Source organism: Agrobacterium tumefaciens (assembly GCF_017726655.1).
Classification (GTDB): domain Bacteria; phylum Pseudomonadota; class Alphaproteobacteria; order Rhizobiales; family Rhizobiaceae; genus Agrobacterium; species Agrobacterium tumefaciens_B.
This window is the reverse complement of the sequence record NZ_CP072309.1, coordinates 294374-310319: the sequence shown is the minus strand read 5'-3', so window position 1 is coordinate 310319 and position 15946 is coordinate 294374. Positions and strand designations below refer to the sequence as shown.

At 58.4% G+C, this 15946-nt stretch carries 12 protein-coding genes; 6 read left to right on the top strand and 6 right to left on the bottom strand.

The features are described 5' to 3' along the window. Positions 1–35 precede the first annotated feature (35 nt). From AT6N2_RS15520 to AT6N2_RS15505, 4 genes are all read right to left on the bottom strand, one after another. Positions 36–1394: an HlyD family type I secretion periplasmic adaptor subunit gene (locus tag AT6N2_RS15520; RefSeq protein ID WP_063950050.1), complete on the bottom strand. Its 1359-nt coding sequence runs from the start codon at positions 1392–1394 to the stop codon at positions 36–38. Between the two features lie 8 nt (positions 1395–1402). Further along, complete coding sequence (locus AT6N2_RS15515; protein WP_144577698.1) at positions 1403–3604, bottom strand: type I secretion system permease/ATPase; 2202 nt, start codon at positions 3602–3604, stop codon at positions 1403–1405. A 77-nt stretch (positions 3605–3681) separates the two neighbouring features. Beyond that, positions 3682–5697 (bottom strand): hypothetical protein, encoded by a 2016-nt coding sequence (locus AT6N2_RS15510; RefSeq protein ID WP_209090141.1) that lies wholly within the window; start codon positions 5695–5697, stop codon positions 3682–3684. Between the two features lie 148 nt (positions 5698–5845). Beyond that, positions 5846–6811, bottom strand: coding sequence for a hypothetical protein (locus AT6N2_RS15505; RefSeq protein WP_063950047.1), 966 nt, complete (start codon positions 6809–6811; stop codon positions 5846–5848). A gap of 899 nt (positions 6812–7710) precedes the next feature. Between AT6N2_RS15505 and AT6N2_RS15500 the strand changes: the two genes are divergently transcribed. Further along, positions 7711–8484 (top strand): helix-turn-helix transcriptional regulator, encoded by a 774-nt coding sequence (locus tag AT6N2_RS15500; RefSeq protein ID WP_209090140.1) that lies wholly within the window; start codon positions 7711–7713, stop codon positions 8482–8484. 52 nt (positions 8485–8536) lie between these two features. Here AT6N2_RS15500 and AT6N2_RS15495 read toward each other — a convergent pair whose 3' ends face one another. After that, a complete protein-coding gene (locus AT6N2_RS15495) occupies positions 8537–8881 on the bottom strand; it encodes a hypothetical protein (protein WP_063950045.1) in 345 nt (114 codons plus the stop codon). Positions 8882–9276: 395 nt separating this feature from the next. On the opposite strand from AT6N2_RS15495, the gene AT6N2_RS15490 reads away from it, so the two are divergent. Genes AT6N2_RS15490 through AT6N2_RS15470 form a run of 5 tightly spaced genes read left to right on the top strand, consistent with a single transcriptional unit; the run spans position 9277 to position 14712 of the window. Next, entirely contained in the window at positions 9277–10299 is a 1023-nt protein-coding gene (locus tag AT6N2_RS15490; protein ID WP_063950044.1) for a UDP-glucuronic acid decarboxylase family protein, read from the top strand. A 1-nt stretch (position 10300) separates the two neighbouring features. Next, complete coding sequence (gene galE, locus AT6N2_RS15485) at positions 10301–11284, top strand: UDP-glucose 4-epimerase GalE (protein ID WP_209090139.1); 984 nt, start codon at positions 10301–10303, stop codon at positions 11282–11284. Continuing rightward, the gene (locus AT6N2_RS15480; protein ID WP_209090137.1) at positions 11281–13218 is read left to right on the top strand and encodes a glycosyltransferase family 2 protein; all 1938 of its coding nucleotides are present in this window, start codon (positions 11281–11283) and stop codon (positions 13216–13218) included. Before galE ends, AT6N2_RS15480 begins: the two co-directional genes overlap by 4 nt. A gap of 14 nt (positions 13219–13232) precedes the next feature. After that, the gene (locus AT6N2_RS15475) at positions 13233–13736 is read left to right on the top strand and encodes a DUF995 domain-containing protein (RefSeq protein WP_063950171.1); all 504 of its coding nucleotides are present in this window, start codon (positions 13233–13235) and stop codon (positions 13734–13736) included. A gap of 13 nt (positions 13737–13749) precedes the next feature. Continuing rightward, a complete protein-coding gene (locus AT6N2_RS15470; protein WP_209090135.1) occupies positions 13750–14712 on the top strand; it encodes a glycoside hydrolase family 26 protein in 963 nt (320 codons plus the stop codon). A 48-nt stretch (positions 14713–14760) separates the two neighbouring features. Here AT6N2_RS15470 and AT6N2_RS15465 read toward each other — a convergent pair whose 3' ends face one another. Continuing rightward, positions 14761–15945 (bottom strand): AGE family epimerase/isomerase, encoded by a 1185-nt coding sequence (locus tag AT6N2_RS15465; protein ID WP_209090134.1) that lies wholly within the window; start codon positions 15943–15945, stop codon positions 14761–14763. Between the last annotated feature and the right edge of the window lies 1 nt (position 15946).

The window sequence follows — 15946 nt, the reverse complement described above, 5'->3', positions numbered from 1 at the left end:
ACCACCGAAAGACAGTCTACACTGCTGTAATTTATTCATCTTTCCTTGAAGGCGCGCGACATGCTGTCGGCGATCGGCTTCGTCAGATATTCGAAGAAGGTACGCTCTGACGTCTGGATCAGGACATCGGCCGGCATGCCGGGCACGGGGTGGAAATTATGGACCTTGGCGATTTCTTCGTCAGGGATCTGCACACGAACGATATAGACATCCTTTACCTGGAGACCGGCATTTTCTTCGATGCTGTCCGCCGACACGTAGAAGACCTTGCCGTTGAGAACCGGCGTGGTGCGGCGGTTCAGCGCCGAGAGGCGGATTGCTGCCGTCTGGCCTTCATGCAGCTGGTCGATGGAGGTTCGGAGCACCTGCGCTTCGAGGATCAGCGGAACATGCGCCGGCAGGATTTCCATGATCGGCTTGCCCGTCGTGATGACGCCGCCGGGTGTATGGTAATAAGCGCGCACGACCGTGCCGTTGACGGGGGAGCGGATGACGGTGCGTTCCAGCACTTCGGCGGCGCCGCGTACCTGTTCGCGCACGCTGTCGAGATCGGCTTCCGCAGTCTCAAGAGCATCCAGCGCCGCCTGCTTGTTGGCGTTGACGGCGATGATGGCTTCCTGCTTGAATTTGGCGATCTCCGCTTCGCTCTGGTTCATCTCACCCGTCAGACGGGCGATATCGCCCATGGCATCGGCGATTGCGCGCTCGAGCGCCAGCATGTCCGTCTTGCGAATGACGCCGTCCTTGGCTAGTCGCTCCTTGGAATCGCGTTCCTGGGTGAGAAGCGCCAGCTGCCGGTCGAAGGACTGCTTCTGCCCATCATACCCTGCATACCGAAACTCAAGTGACTTTATGTTCTTGTTGATGAGGTTCAGCTGCTCTTCCAGCTTTACGAGCTTGCTGTGAAAGACGATGTTCTGGCTTTGGATGATGGATTTGATATCGGGATCGCCCGCCTCCTTCATCACGATCTCGGGAACCTTGAAGTTCTTTTCCCCCTGTGCTTCGGCGCGCAGTCGCGTGACGATGGTTTCGAGGCGCAGACGGCGCAATTGCAGCATGCGCTCATTGGCAAGGGCGGTCGTCTTGTCGAGTGTGAGAAGCACATCGCCGACCTTCACAGTGTCGCCTTCGCTCACCATCATTTCCTTGATGATGCCGCCTTCCAGATGCTGAACAACCTTGTTGTTGCCCGTGGCGACGAAGCTGCCCTGTGCGATGATGGCGGAGGACAGCGGAGCTGTGCCCGCCCAGTAGCCAAAGCCGCCAAAGGAGGCGAGCAAAACGGCAAGGCCAATCGAACTGTGCAGGCGAATGGAGCGGGGAACCTCGCTGTACCATTCCAGCTGACCCTGCGGTTTGACCTCTGCGACGGCATTTTTCTTCTTGAACATGACGATCCTCAACCCTCGATCTGCGGGGACTGGCTGCCCGGACGGCCGTTGCCGGACAGCGCTTTCAGCACATCCAATCTTTCACCGAACATGGCGACGGACCCGTCCTTCAGCACCATGATCTTGTCGACGCATTGCAGAAGCGCCGGACGTTGGGTGATGGTGACGGTCGTAATGCCCTGCTTCTTGGCGTGCAGCAGGGCTTTTGCCAGAGCCTGTTCGCCAGCCGTATCCAGATTGGAGTTCGGCTCGTCAAGCACAACGAATTTCGGATCGCCGAAGAAGGCGCGGGCAAGCGCGATGCGCTGCTTCTGGCCACCGGAGAGCGGTGCGCCATCGGCGGCAACCACGGTCTCGTACCCTTGAGGAAAGCCAGCGATCAGCTCGTGTACGTCGGCCAGCACGGCGGCTTCATAAATCTGTCGGTCCTCGACGTCGTCACGCATGCGGCAGATATTGGCCTTGATGGTGCCGGGGAAAAGCTGCACGTCCTGCGGCAGGTAACCGATGCTTTCGCCGAACTGCCGCTGGTCCCAGTTGCGCAGATCCATGAGGTCAAGGCGCACATTGCCGGATGTCGGCAGGATGGAGCCCACGAGCATTTTGCCGAGCGTCGTCTTGCCGGAGCCGGAGTTGCCGATAATTGCCAGCGACTCGCCTTTTTTCAGCGAAAAAGAAATGCCGTTCAAGATCACCTTTTTCTGTGGCGGCGGCACGAAGAGGATGCGCTCCACATCGAGCCGCCCTTCGGGATTGGGGAGGCGAAGGCGAGGAAAGTTCAGCGGCGAGTTGACGAGAAGCTGCTTGATGCGACCGTAGGAGGCTGCGGATTTGTTGAACTGGTGCCAGCCTTCGATTGCGCCTTCGATGGGCGCAAGCGCGCGGCCGGAAATGATCGAAGCCGCGATCACCATACCGCCCGTCAACTCACCCGACAGCGACAGATGCGCGCCCCAGCCAAGCAGCGCCACCTGGGTGATCATGCGGGCAGCCTTGGAGACGCCCGAGAACATGATGTTGCGATCCTGCGCCGCCACATGCGACTTGAGGGAGCCTGCGGTTTCGCGGCCCCACATCTTCACCGCCTCGGGGATCATGGCGAGCGCATTGATGATCTGCGAATTGCGCGACATAGAGTCGAGGTGGAAGTTGGCGCGGCTGGCATAACCGGATGCCTCGGCAAATTGCCGTGCGGTAAAACGCTGGTTGAGCCAGGCAATGCCAAAAAGGACGGCGCAGCAGACCATGATGATGATGCCGAGGTGCGGATGGACGAGATAGACCACCACGATGAAGAGCGGCATCAGCGGTGCATCTAGAAACGCAATCAGCGTGCCCGATGTCAGAAAGCCGCGCAGTTGCTGAAGATCCTGGAGGATCTGATAATCCTTGCCGCTGCCGTGCAGTGAGGCGCGGGCAGCGGCCGATAGAATGGGTGCCCCAAGCTGGACTTCCAGTTCAACGGCAGTGCGCATCAGAATGAAGCGGCGGATGGCATCCATGAAGGCCTGCAACAGAACAGCGCCGAGGACCGCGACCGTCAGCATGACGAGCGTATCCATGGAGCGGCTGGTCAGCACGCGGTCGGAAATCTGGAACAGATAAAGAGGAATGGCGAGCAGCAGGATGTTGATGGCGATGGTGAACAGCATCACCACCACCATGTTGCGCCGGACCGCGGCGATGCCTTTGGCAAGGCTTGCGGCGAAGTTGATCGGCTCGCTGCGCTTGTGAAAGCCACTCTGGCTTCCACCGCCGCCACCACCACCTCCGTTGCCATTCTCTATTGGCTCTTTGCCGCCACCACCTGTTGCCGCACGGCGTTCATTTTCACGAATTGGACCGACATTATTGTCGATGGTCTTGACGAAAGGCAGGTCGGGACTGTCGACCTTGGCCTGCGGTTGTGGTGGGGAGGCGGGTTGCCGGTCTGGCTGCGGGGCTGGTTTTGCCGAGGGAATATCCCGCAATTGCTCCGCCTGGGACGCTTTTATCTGCGGCTGGTAAAGAGCCTGTGAGGGAGGGGACTGAGTGGGCGCTGATGTCACTCTTGATTCCTGGTCTGAACCGGAGAGATGGCGCAGGTTTTCCACGGCTTCGTTGATGGCTGAAATGCAGGCGGCTGTCAGTTTGCTGTCTTCCACGTCCTGATCAAGCGGCAGGTCCAGCGATTGCCCATCGGCAATGGTTTTTCTTGATATATGATCCATTTTTATCCGTCCCCTCGGTGTTCTCACGGTGTCTGCGGTTCGACTTCGCAGGGCGCATGCCGCCCCGCCAGTCAGAGCTACGCGGTCACCGTCTGCATGACGTCGGCGGAATGCGCGTTCGACCAGGACAGGTCATGGCCGGCATTGATGACGCCATCGGATTCGTTTTCGATTGTGGCCGGATCGTCGTGAAGAAAGGCGATGACCTCGTTTGCAAGCTGGCCGTGCTGGGGTTGCGACATGTCATTTTCGATAATGCCGCCCTGGATGAGTATCGCGTCGGAATAGACGCCGCCGGCGACATATGTCGTTGATCCGAAGCTGTCGTAATCGATGATCTGTGCGAGATTGACGACGGCGTTGCTGCCGGTGTCGATATGGACGGTCGCATCCTCGTTGTTCTCGATAACCCTGGCCGCGGCCTGCGTCACATCGTCGGAATCGCCGAGCACACTGACCTGCTTGATGATGCTGACATCGTAGAGATTGCCGGTGATGTAGAGGACGTTGAGCCCCTGATAACCGGCGAAATTAGCATCATGGGCCAAGCCGTCCGGCATGTTGGGGTCGCGCTCGTTGATCGCGGTCACTGTCTGATTCATGTAGTCGGGCATCGTCTCGAAACGTTCGTTGCTGCCGACATTGTGGATTGTGGCGTCGTTCCAGAGCAGGTTGTTGCTTGACTGGACGGTGGCACCCTCAGGGGCATCCGGATTGGCCCGAACCCAGTCATTGTCGTAAAGCACGGCGACCTGGCTGATGATGTTCATGTCGAGCACATGACCGCCGACGATGACGAGATCGTACTGCATGCCGATGCCGAGGAAATTGGCGACGTTGAGTGTCGCATTACCGCCCGTCAGCAGGCTGACGCTGGCGCCCGAGGTCGTTACCGTCATCGTGTCGTTGTCGCTGACGAATTGATATTGTTCGATCCAGTGAACGAAGGAGACGTCGCCTTCCAGGACACTCACGCGCCACGCTGTGGGAAATGTCGGCGGTTCGCCATTGTCGTCGCCGCCCGCATCCTTCTCGGCACCCGGAAAAACGGTCCGCTCGAAACTGGCGATGTTATAGGCGGCGGTGGCCGCCTGATCACCGGACCGCGTGAAGACAGAGTCGATCTCGTCCCGGTCGCTATAGACATAGGACTGAGTGATCGCGTCGATCTGGTGATAATCGCCCATAACAGCCGTTACGGAGGTCATGACGCCGGTATTGATCAGCGTGGCGATGTTGGCGACGACATTGGCGCCCGCGGCAACATCAAGGCTGTTGCCGGCAGGGCTGTCTTCGTGCAGCGAAACCTCGCTTTTTTCAGGCGCCTCGGCGGGCTTGGCGATGCCCCGATCCGGCATGAGTTCGTCAAGCGTCGGCTTGGCCTGGGCCAATTCTCCGTTGATGTAAAGGCCGTTGATATCATGGCCGGCCAGAACGAAATCCTGATCCGCGCCGGTGCCGAGGGAGGTTACGCCGCTTTCGCGGGCATGATCGATATAGTCGTGCGCGGATTTGGCCAGCGCCTGCAGGGCATCGTAACCATCGACGCGCTGGAAGGTGGAAAACGGCGTAAAGACGGACGCCTCGTTATAGAATTCCACGGTCCGTTGCGTCACGAAAGAGGTGTCGCGTGCCACATTCGGACCATCCGTCATGTTCAGATAGTCATCGTCCTGAAGAATATTGACCTGGGAAAGATGACCGATGACGGAGCCTGGACCGGTGTGAACCACCAACTCGCGCTCTTCTTCAAATGAAGTGCGGCCGGGGAAGCGGAAATTGCTGACAGACATGTCAGCGGGAACATTGTTCGCGAGGTGCTGGCTGTCGTGTTCGACGCCGCGAGCGAAGTGCGGTCGGACATAGTCGAAATCGTAATAGCCGGCCCGGTAGTTGACGCCGGGTTCGTAGTCCTGAAGCGGAACGTCATAATTCTTGTCGGGCAGCCCCGCTGCTTCATCCGCCGCTAATCTGTCCGGAGCGGAACGAACGTGCCCTTCGGTCAGATTGGCTCTGAGACGCGCTTCATCGATAACCGTATCAAACAGTCCGATGAAATGTGCGATCATGTCGGAAATCTTGTCGATATGCATTGATGATCCCTCCCTGATCATTGCGGCAGGGACGGGGAGAGGCTGTCGCACCTGTCTCAAGGACGGTGTGTCATTTGCCTGACCTGGTCGATCAACCGCAAACTGCACCGGCGCGTGCCGGTGCAGTTCGTTTCACGAAGGGTGGATATCAGGAGTGATCTTCACCAACGTCCGAAACGCTGGAGTTGCCGCCTGTGATCGTGACGTCAACAGCGTTGGAGAGCATGTTGGCGCCCTGCACCAGTTCCAGATGGAAGCCGGAGTTTGCCAGGATTGCCGATGCATCTGCCGTGCTCGAACCTGCTGCGTCGTCGCCGGCGTTGAGGTCCCAGCAATTGCCGTCCATGCCTTCAGCACCATAGGCGTCGCCGGCATTGGCGCTGAGGTGGTTTTGAGCGCCACCGTTCTGCATGTCGACGTCCCAGGCCTGATCCTGGTCCGCCAGGTGGTTGGCCTGCACCATGCTGAAGCCGGTGTCGTTGCCTTCGCCATTGAGCGAGCTGTTGAGGATGTTGTCGACATCAAGAGTGAAGGAGAAGTCGTCACCCAGGTTGAAGGTGAGGTCCCCGCCGGCGATGCCGAGATTGCCGACATCCGCTACACCCCCAACGTTGCCGAAGTCGTCATCGGACGTGTAGTAGCTGTCTGACGAGTTGAAGCTGCCGGTGGTGGTGGTCGTCGCCACTGACGTGTCGTTGTCGGAGTAGGAGAACGTCTTGGTATCCGTTTCCGTAATCGTCTGCACAGTGGTGTCGTTGTCGCTGTAGGACTTGGAGCTGTAGCTCCAGTCATAGTCGGTGTCGTTGTCGTTGATGGTGGTCGTCTTGGTGATGGTGTCGTTGTCGCTGTACGACTTGCTTTCGTAGCTCCAGTCGTAGTCGTTGTCGCGATTGTCACCGTTGCCAACAGCCACATCGACCGTAGCGTCGAGATCAACATGCGAGCTGTTGTCCGTGCTGTTGTCGCTGTAATCGTTGTTGCGGTTTTCGCCGTTCGCGGTACCAACATTGCTGTCGTCGACATCGGCGTCGTTGGTCGAGGTGTTAGCAAAACCCTCGGAAAGTGCGCCGATCTTGGTGATGTCGTCGCCAGCAGGCTGTGGCTTGTAACCCATTTCGATTTCCTCCGAAAAAGCTCGGAGCAGCTTTCGAAATCCCTCTCATCTCAAATGGGATTTTATCGCGCCTGCCCCGAATAGTATGAAGATTGATGTTTGCAGATGGACTCATGACGCATCATCTGCGGCTTGGTATCGGCCCGTAGCCGGGCTCTTGTCATTCAGCCCTTGTGCGCTACTCGTTAAAACGGCGCACAAATCCGTTCCTCGCTCCGATGGGGAGCGCGGTGGCCTCGTCTTTTTCACTTGCTTGTTTCTTGAAGAGAGACCGGTGCCTTCAAACACACGTCAGGACCGGAAGCATCTTTTCGTCAGCCGCCGTTCAGCGACGGTCAGACTGTGCCGCAGAAAAATTTTGCTTCCTAGTTATCAATTTGGGTTAGACACCATGGCGCTTGTTGCGAAAGTATAGTCTTTCGGGTGCCTTTCAGCGGTCAAGTTCGCTGAAAATTCGAGCCGTAGCCAGAAATATCCGGGTTTTCCGGAAACATGGTTTATTTTGGATGGAAGGCGTCTTCATCCCAGAATCGCACAGCCCGCGCATCTTGCGCATCAGGGCTATGCGGCCGAATATCAACCTAAAGTTCCGCTCTTCGAGATAGTGAAACCAAAGGGAAAGTTTTTTCGCGGTGCTTGTTTCAGGGGTAGAATGAGGATGAACGATTCTATCCCGCCGTAACCTATTTTGTATGTCAATTGTAAAAAATAACCCGTTTGGGCCATTTATTTACACAGCTTTTCGTATTAGCGTGTCTGAATTAACGGGTGATTAATAATAGTTGACATGGCATGACGCGGAAAATCGTCCCTGGCTATCCGGGGAGGAGGGGTACTCTGCGGGCAAGAGACTGTACAACCAAAAGATAGTAACGCGTAAGCCCTTGAGGGAGGCGTCAATGTTCATGGGAACGTCAGATTATACGGCTAAACAAAAAACCGCCGGGATTCCTATAAATGGTACAGTATTGGTGATAGCGGACCCGGACCTTTTTTCCGAGTGTCTCATGGAGGCGCTGGGCAAAAAGTTCCCATCGTTCGCTGTGGTGAGTATTCCCTCGTCAGGCGAGGTCGAGGAGGATTACGGCAACGATGTGCGGTTGGTTCTGCCTTACCGTATGGCAGGAGAGCGCCTGCAGGCTGTTCTTTCTGATGTTCGTGAAAAGCACCCGGATGCCCCGATCGCGCTTGTTGTGGAAACAATCGACAAGTTCGAGGAGTCGCTGAAGACGCTGGTGGGAATGCGTGTCATTGATGGCGTGCTACCGCTCAACCTGAGGCTCGATGTGTTCATGGCGGCGGTGGATCTGCTCATGAAGGGCGGGGAGCATTTTCCGGCAGCTCTTCTCGGCAGGCTTACGCCCCATACCTCTTCCGTCAGCACCAAGAGCGTGCAGGACGACCGTGTGATCGCCAACCGCGCCGATGCCTTGGCCGCGTCCAAGAGCGAGATGGCGGCGCTAACGACGCGCGAAGTGCAAATTCTTGACCTGCTTTGCAAGGGTACGCAAAACAAGATCATCGCCGATCGGCTTCGTCTGTCCGAGAACACCGTCAAGGTTCACGTTCGCAATATTTATAAGAAAATGAACGTGCGCAACCGCACGGAGGCCGCGTCGCGCTTCTTCAGTAAAGATGAAGACGCGACGGTCTCCGGCGGCTGGAAGAACTGAGCGTCAGGGCGACCATCAGCCCCGACGCCAGCTCCCCGGTTTTTCCGAAGGCTCAGGGTCTCAGGAAGCAGCGGGATTTCTGCCCGAATCCGCTCGGCGAGCAGATGTATGGAGATGAGCCCCAGGAAGGCTGCCGTGATACCGCTGGCGTGTCTGCGGCATCGGCGACAAGAGTAACGGCCGCGTTGCCGGTTTTTTGATAGCCATAGGATGCCTTCGACTGAGCAACCCGGGTCTTGACGGTTGCGCTGTCGGCAGACGCGGCCTTGATCAGAACAGCGTCTTCGACAACGGAACATGATGCCGTTGCGAAAGTCAAAGTTGCGAGTGCTGCGGCAACAAGCGCCAGGCGAAAATGGCGTGTTTTGCCGCTATGGGAATAAGGCATTTCATTCATGGTTTATGTCCCCTGAAACCGACTGTCTGTCGCATCTCGCCGGGCGGTTTTTCCCGGTGGACCGAGCCTTACAAAACCAACATAGACCCGACGGGTTGAGCGAAGCTTGCGCTAATGCTCAATAAGATAGGCATAATAGAGGCATAATTAAAAAGGATTAAACTGACGGGTTATTTCGAGAAATCTAGGGTAATCAATTGTAATATTTCGATAAAATAGAGTTGACCTGTCTTTCACTGTGCCTATCATGGAAGTTGAAAAGTTTCGAATGTGAATATTAATTCCTCCAGAAGAAGTAAAAACCGGAGGGCGATATTCAAAATGCCGTGCAATCTGAAGTTTGATCAAAGGTAGTTGGATCAGCTGTGCTGATTCCTCATGGGGAGACGTGTGTCATGCGTAATTTCGTTCCCAACGATCACGACAATGGCGTAACCATTTATTCGGAATGGAAACCTGGTCAACGTGTCCTCGTTAATGGTGGGGCCGGTTTTTTGGGCTCCCATCTTTGCGAGCGCCTGCTGAGCAGCGGCCACGAGGTGATTTGCCTCGACGATCTTTCCACCGGACGCACGGCAAATGTTGCCCATTTGCGGGAAAATAAGCGGTTTTCGCTGGTCGAGCACGATGTTCGCAAGCCCTATGATATCGATGTATCGCTGATCTTCAATTTCGCTTCACCAGCGTCGCCGCCCGACTACCAGCGCGACCCTGTCGGCACGCTGCTGACGAATGTGCTTGGCGCGGTCAACGTGCTTGAGGTGGCGCGCAAGTGCGGTGCAACTGTCGTACAGTCTTCGACCTCGGAGGTTTATGGCGATCCTCATGTCAATCCGCAGCCCGAAACCTATTTCGGCAATGTAAATACAATCGGGCCGCGAGCTTGCTACGATGAAGGCAAGCGCAGCGCCGAAACGCTGTTTTTCGATTATCACCGAACTTTTGGCGTCGACATCAAGGTGGGGCGTATCTTCAACACCTATGGGCCGCGTATGCGCCCTGATGACGGCCGCGTCGTTTCGAATTTCATCGTCCAGGCGCTGAAGGGCGACGACATTACCATTTACGGCGATGGCAGCCAGACGCGGTCCTTCTGCTATGTCGATGACCTCATCGACGGCTTCCTGCGCTTCTCGGCGAAGTCGAAAGACTGCACCGGGCCGATCAACCTTGGTAACCCCACGGAAATTCCGGTGCGGCAACTGGCCGATATCGTCATCCGCATGACGGGCTCACGGTCGCGCATCGTGCATCTGGCTGCGGCGGTCGACGACCCCCAGCAACGTCGCCCCGATATCTCACGGGCAAACGAGTTGCTGAGATGGCAGCCGCGCGTACCGCTTGAAATTGGCCTGGAGAGAACCATCGCTTATTTCGATGCGATGCTGGCAGGCAAGGCCGTGGCGGAGGTCGCATGACATGCCACGCACAATCCTCGTCACGGGCGGGGCCGGCTTCATAGGCAGCCACATCTGCAAGGCGCTTGCTCGATCCGGCTTCAGGCCCATCGCATACGACAATCTTTCGACCGGCCATGCGGATTCGGTTCGATGGGGTCCCTTTGTCGAGGGCGACATTCTCGACAACCGCCCCCTGAGAGCAACGCTCCGGGAATTCGCGCCATCCTTCGTCATCCATTGTGCGGCCAATGCCTATGTCGGTGAATCCGTGGAGGATCCGCGCAAATATTACCGCAACAATGTTGCCGGGAGCCTGGCGCTGCTGGATGCCTGCCTCGACGAAAATATCGGCGGTCTGGTGTTTTCTTCCAGCTGCGCAACCTATGGCGTGCCGCCGCAATTGCCGATCCGCGAGGAAACTGCGCAGATGCCGGTCAACCCTTACGGGCGAACCAAGCTGATTTTCGAGATGGCGCTGGAAGACTATGCCGCTGCCTATGGCCTGCGGTTCGTGGCATTGCGCTACTTCAATGCGGCGGGAGCCGATCCGGATGGCGAGCTTTATGAACGGCACGAGCCTGAAACCCATCTGATCCCGCGTGCGCTGATGGCTGCCGCTGCCAAGCTGCCGCAACTGGACGTTTTCGGTGCGGATTATGACACCACCGATGGCACGTGCGTTCGTGATTACATCCACGTCAGCGATCTTGCCGATGCGCACGTCGCCGCTGTCAAATATCTCATAGATGGCGGGGAGACGCTGCGGGTCAATCTGGGGTCCGGCCGCGGTACCTCGGTGGGGGATATCATTCGCGCCATCCACCGTGTCACGGGGCAGGAGGTGCCAGTCCATTTCCGCGCCCGGCGTGCCGGCGACCCGCCCGCGCTGTTTGCGGATATCAAACGTGCGGAAGAAACCCTCGGTTTCACTCCCACGCGCTCCGATATAGACACCATCATCCGCACAGCTGGCCCCGGTTTCGGGCTGGAGGTGCGGTCATGAAGGGACACGCCATTCCTTCGGTGCCCAAAGCCGCCGCCGCTGCAGGGGCCGTCCACTTGCGGATGCTGCCTGTCTTTGCCGGCTGGAACCGTATCGCCTATCTGCTCGGCATCGGTGGCTGGCTGGTAACGCTTGCTTACTTCTGGATCTGGTGGCTCGACCGCGACCGGGTGGTCGACTGGCCCTATTACACGATCGTCACGGTCACGCTCGCGTGGATCACGCTTCTGCCCTCCTATTTCATCTTCATCTTTCTGAACGCGAAGGTCGTCGACCGGCGTTCGCCGCTGCCGCACGGCCGGATGGCGATGGTCGTCACCAAGGCGCCCTCGGAACCTTTTGCGGTCGTGGAAAAGACGCTGCTTGCCATGCTCGAGCAAAAGGGTCTTGAGTTCGATGTCTGGCTGGCCGATGAAGCGCCGGATGCCCAGACGCTGAAATGGTGCGGCGCGCACGGGGTTTTCGTTTCAACCCGGCAGGGCGTCGCCGACTATCATCGCAAGACCTGGCCGCGGCGCACACGCTGCAAGGAAGGCAATCTTGCCTATTTCTACGATCATTACGGTTATGAACGTTATGATTTCGTCGCGCAGTTCGATGCCGACCATGTGCCTCAACCCGATTATCTCCGTGAGATCATGCGTCCCTTTGCCGATCCGGCGGTTGGATATGTTTCGGCTCCGAGCATCTGCGACGCTAACGCCGGTGAAAGTTGGGCCGCCCGCGGCAGGCTCTATGCCGAGGCGAGCCTGCATGGCGCGCTGCAGCTGGGTTATAATAATGGCTGGGCGCCGCTCTGCATCGGTTCGCACTATGCCGTGCGCACGAAAGCCCTGCGCGAGGTTGGCGGCCTCGGGCCGGAGCTTGCCGAGGACCACTCCACGACGCTTCTGATGAATGCCGGCGGCTGGCGCGGCGTCCACGCCGTCAACGCCATCGCCCATGGCGACGGGCCGACGACCTTCGCAGATCTCATCGTCCAGGAATTTCAGTGGTCGCGCAGCCTGATGACCATTCTGCTGCAATATTCGCGGCGCTACGTGCCGAAGCTGCCCCCGAGGCTGAGGTTCCAATTCCTGTTTTCGCAGCTCTGGTACCCGCTGTTTTCCAGCTTCATGGCGCTGATGTTCGTGCTCCCGGCGGTTGCGTTGCTCAGGGGGAATGTGCTGGTCAATGCATCCTATCCGGCGTTTCTGGCGCATTTCCTGCCCGCGTCACTGATCATGATCGTGTTCGCCTTCTTCTGGCGCGGCACGGGCTCTTTTCGCCCGCATGATGCCAAGCTCTTCAGCTGGGAAGCGATGGTGTTTCTGTTCCTGCGGTGGCCCTGGTCGCTGATGGGCGTGCTGGCGGCGATACGTGACACGGTCCGCGGCAATTTCGTTGATTTCCGCATCACGCCGAAGGGCACGCAGGCAAAGCCGCCGCTGCCTCTCAGAGTCGTCGCCCCTTACATCGTTCTCGCAGCGCTCAGCCTTCTCGCCATGGTGCTGGCGCCACGGGAAAACGGGGCCGAAGGATTCTTCGTTTTCGCTGCCGTTAACGTGGCGATCTATGCCGGGCTGTCGGTATTTCTACTCATCCGCCACGCCATGGAAAACGGTGTTCCGAAGCTTCCCGCCCTGCGCGGCGGTGCGTCCGCCGCTGCCTGTTCGCTGCTGCTGGTGACGGGGAGCGCCGTCCAACTCAGTCACCACGCGATCGGCGGCCTGGAGGCCCTGTCGCATGGGCAGCCCTATGTGAGTTTTACCGAAACGCGGTTCACGGTCGCCGGTGCGGGCGTGGAAGGTGCGAGATCGGTGCGCCTAAAACTGCGCATCTCCGTGCCTGGATTGGGCGGCCCGCCGGAGATGCAGGCGGAACCGATGATGCCGCCACCACCCGCGGTGGCGACTGGAGAGATCATGCTGGCCGACAATAGGGTCGGACAATGAAGGAGGAGGCTGTGATGAAAACAACAATAAGCACATGCGGATTCTCCGCTTTCGTACTGTGTCTTGCGGTGGCAGCGCCTAGCGTCGTCCATGCTGCAGGCGGCACGAAGACGCCGAAGCCACTAAGAACCAGCGAGGTCGTAGAGATGTATTTCGACAAGACCTGGAAATGGGATACGGGCGGCGGCCGGTTCATTGCCGACGGCCGCAAATTCATCGCCGCAACGGAAGAAAAGGGCAAAAAGTCCATCGGTGAAGGCCGCTGGACCGTCGATGCCAACGGTACCCTGTGCATGCGCGCGACCTGGAAGGCTGCGACCGGAAGCGGCAAGGCCGATACCTGCTTCGACCATGGCCGCATCGGCAACGTGCTCTACCAGCGCAAGCAGGGCGGGCAATGGTACGTGTTCCGGCATAACCCGCCACGGCCCGGTGATGAGTTCCTCAAACTCGTCCGTAAGGACGATGTCACGCCGCAGATCGCCGCTTACGACAAGGCGATGATGGCAACAAGGTAAGGAGTAAGGTGTCATGCAGATAACAAGACGAACACTTCTGTTCGCGAGTGGCGCCGCCGCAGCCTTTACCGCCGGAATGTCTCCGGTGTTCAAGCTCGACGCGCAAGGGGTCGCCCCCATGACCTCCACGGGCATGAAGACACTTGCAGACAAACGCCCGACGTTGCATGCAGATGGCATTCGTTTCGGCGCCTACGATCCGCATGGGGATTTTACCGGTCAGGCCGGGGTGGCGACGGAACATCTGTTCCTGCCCTGGGAAGACGTCGATCTCGACAGCCTGGCGCTTGCGGATGCCTACGCGCTGGAGCGCAAACGCAAGGTTATGATCACGGTCGAACCCTGGTCATGGGACGTGAACTGGCGGCTGAGTTCCGACGAACTGCGGCGCAAGGTTCTGAGCGGAGACTACGACAAGAACATGCAGGCGATCGCCGCACGCATGTCCGCGATGAAGAGCCCGCTGATCCTGCGCTGGGGACAGGAAATGGAAGACACGACTGGCCGCTTCTCGTGGTCGGGCTGGAACCCGCGGGATTACATCACCGCCTATAAACGCGTCGTGGATATGACCCGCAAGGCTGTCCCTGGTGTCAAAGTGATGTGGTCACCCAAGGGTCTGGACGGTCTTCGGGCCTACTACCCCGGTGACGGCTACGCGGATCTGGTTGGTCTCTCGGTTTTCGGTCTCGAGGACTACGACAAGATCGAATATGGCGCGCCACAGACCTTCACCGATCTCCTGCGCAAGGGGTACGGACTCGTCGAAACCTTCAATAAGCCAGTTTGGGTCGCTGAACTTGGTTATGAAGGCAGCGATTCTTATGTCCGGCCATGGATGAACGACGTGACGCTGAAGCAGGCGGATTTTCCAAGGCTGGAAGAAGTCGTCTATTTCAACGACAAGGATGTCCATCCCTGGCCGCATAATCTCGGTCGACCTGACTGGCGCGTGGTGCGCCCGGCCAAGGTGTGACCGGCATCAAGCAGACGAGCGGCGATGCCGCTCGTTAGTGGCTTGCTGTTATAGGTCAACTGCCAACACTGCCTCAGCCTCATAGATGGCGCAGACGATGTGGTAGAAGCTGCTTGCTGGTGCGGGTTCATCGATCATCGGCTTGTCCGCCGGCCATTTGTCGAACCAGAGACCCTTGACCGGCGTGTCGAGGAACGGTTGCAATGCACCGATGGCGCTGAGGGCGGAGGCAAGGTAACGCTGTCGCTCCTCGCCGCCGGTGACGCTTGCCAGTCGCACTGCGGCCTTCAGCCATTCCGTCTGCGGCCACAGCCGCGCCAGCCCGTCATGCACCGAAAAATCGTCGTAAAGGCTCATCACCGCAACCTTGCGGCGCGGGCAGATGCCATATTTCTCGCCGATCTCGAACAGCCTTCCAGCTTTCTGGATGGCCTCGGCATTTCCCCGCAGGCTACCCCAGCGCACCAGCAGCCAGGCCCATTCGAACTGGTGGCCCGGCTCCATGATCCGGCCTTTCTCGCTGTGATGCGGCGTCCAGTCGTGCTCGAAGAACTCCCGCAATCCGCCATTGCCACTGTCGATGAACCGGGTGAGCGCCAGTCCCGCAATCTCGTCTGCAAAAGCCGACCATGGACCGGTCGGGTCCTCCTGCTCCCAGGCCAGCATGGCCTCGAAGAGGTGCATATGCGGATTGGAGCAAAGCGGCGTGCGCGGCGGATTTTCTTCCTCGAAGCCTGCAACCGGGTGTCTATAGTCGCGCTCAAGCACGGCAAGGATTTCGAGCGCGCGGGCACGCATCTCTTCCCGTCGCTCTGGAAGCGTAGATGCTGCCTGTGCTGCAGCAAAAAGTGCAAAGGCCTGATTGTAGAGATCGAACGATGGGTCGATCAGCTTGCCGGTCTGGTCTGCGAGGTTGCCGTAAAGGCCGTTTTCAAGGCGATAGACCTTCTCGAACCACGAGAGGCCGTGGACCACCGCGTCTTTCCACGGTCCCTGCCAGCCATGCTGGCCCGCGGCGGCGAAGCAATAGGCCTGCCGCGGCTGCACGCGGGCGCGGCGATTATCGGCAAAAACCGGCTTCGCATTCTGGTCGAGACGCTCGTGGAAGCCGCCGTCCGGACGGGCCGACCCCGCCTCCCACCACAACGGCAGTGCGTCGTCATGCAGCCACTTGCGGAGTGTTCCGGTCTCTTCGGCAAGCTTCTGCGAAACGCTCGGAAATTGCACTGTCATA

Bases quoted from the DNA above. Each gene is read 5' to 3' on its own strand.
- AT6N2_RS15520 (WP_063950050.1), bottom strand. From the start codon at position 1,394: ATGTTCAAGAAGAAAAATGCCGTCGCAGAGGTCAAACCGCAGGGTCAG.
- AT6N2_RS15515 (WP_144577698.1), bottom strand. From the start codon at position 3,604: ATGGATCATATATCAAGAAAAACCATTGCCGATGGGCAATCGCTGGAC.
- AT6N2_RS15510 (WP_209090141.1), bottom strand. From the start codon at position 5,697: ATGCATATCGACAAGATTTCCGACATGATCGCACATTTCATCGGACTG.
- AT6N2_RS15505 (WP_063950047.1), bottom strand. From the start codon at position 6,811: ATGGGTTACAAGCCACAGCCTGCTGGCGACGACATCACCAAGATCGGC.
- AT6N2_RS15500 (WP_209090140.1), top strand. From the start codon at position 7,711: ATGTTCATGGGAACGTCAGATTATACGGCTAAACAAAAAACCGCCGGG.
- AT6N2_RS15495 (WP_063950045.1), bottom strand. From the start codon at position 8,881: ATGAATGAAATGCCTTATTCCCATAGCGGCAAAACACGCCATTTTCGC.
- AT6N2_RS15490 (WP_063950044.1), top strand. From the start codon at position 9,277: ATGCGTAATTTCGTTCCCAACGATCACGACAATGGCGTAACCATTTAT.
- galE (WP_209090139.1), top strand. From the start codon at position 10,301: ATGCCACGCACAATCCTCGTCACGGGCGGGGCCGGCTTCATAGGCAGC.
- AT6N2_RS15480 (WP_209090137.1), top strand. From the start codon at position 11,281: ATGAAGGGACACGCCATTCCTTCGGTGCCCAAAGCCGCCGCCGCTGCA.
- AT6N2_RS15475 (WP_063950171.1), top strand. From the start codon at position 13,233: ATGAAAACAACAATAAGCACATGCGGATTCTCCGCTTTCGTACTGTGT.
- AT6N2_RS15470 (WP_209090135.1), top strand. From the start codon at position 13,750: ATGCAGATAACAAGACGAACACTTCTGTTCGCGAGTGGCGCCGCCGCA.
- AT6N2_RS15465 (WP_209090134.1), bottom strand. From the start codon at position 15,945: ATGACAGTGCAATTTCCGAGCGTTTCGCAGAAGCTTGCCGAAGAGACC.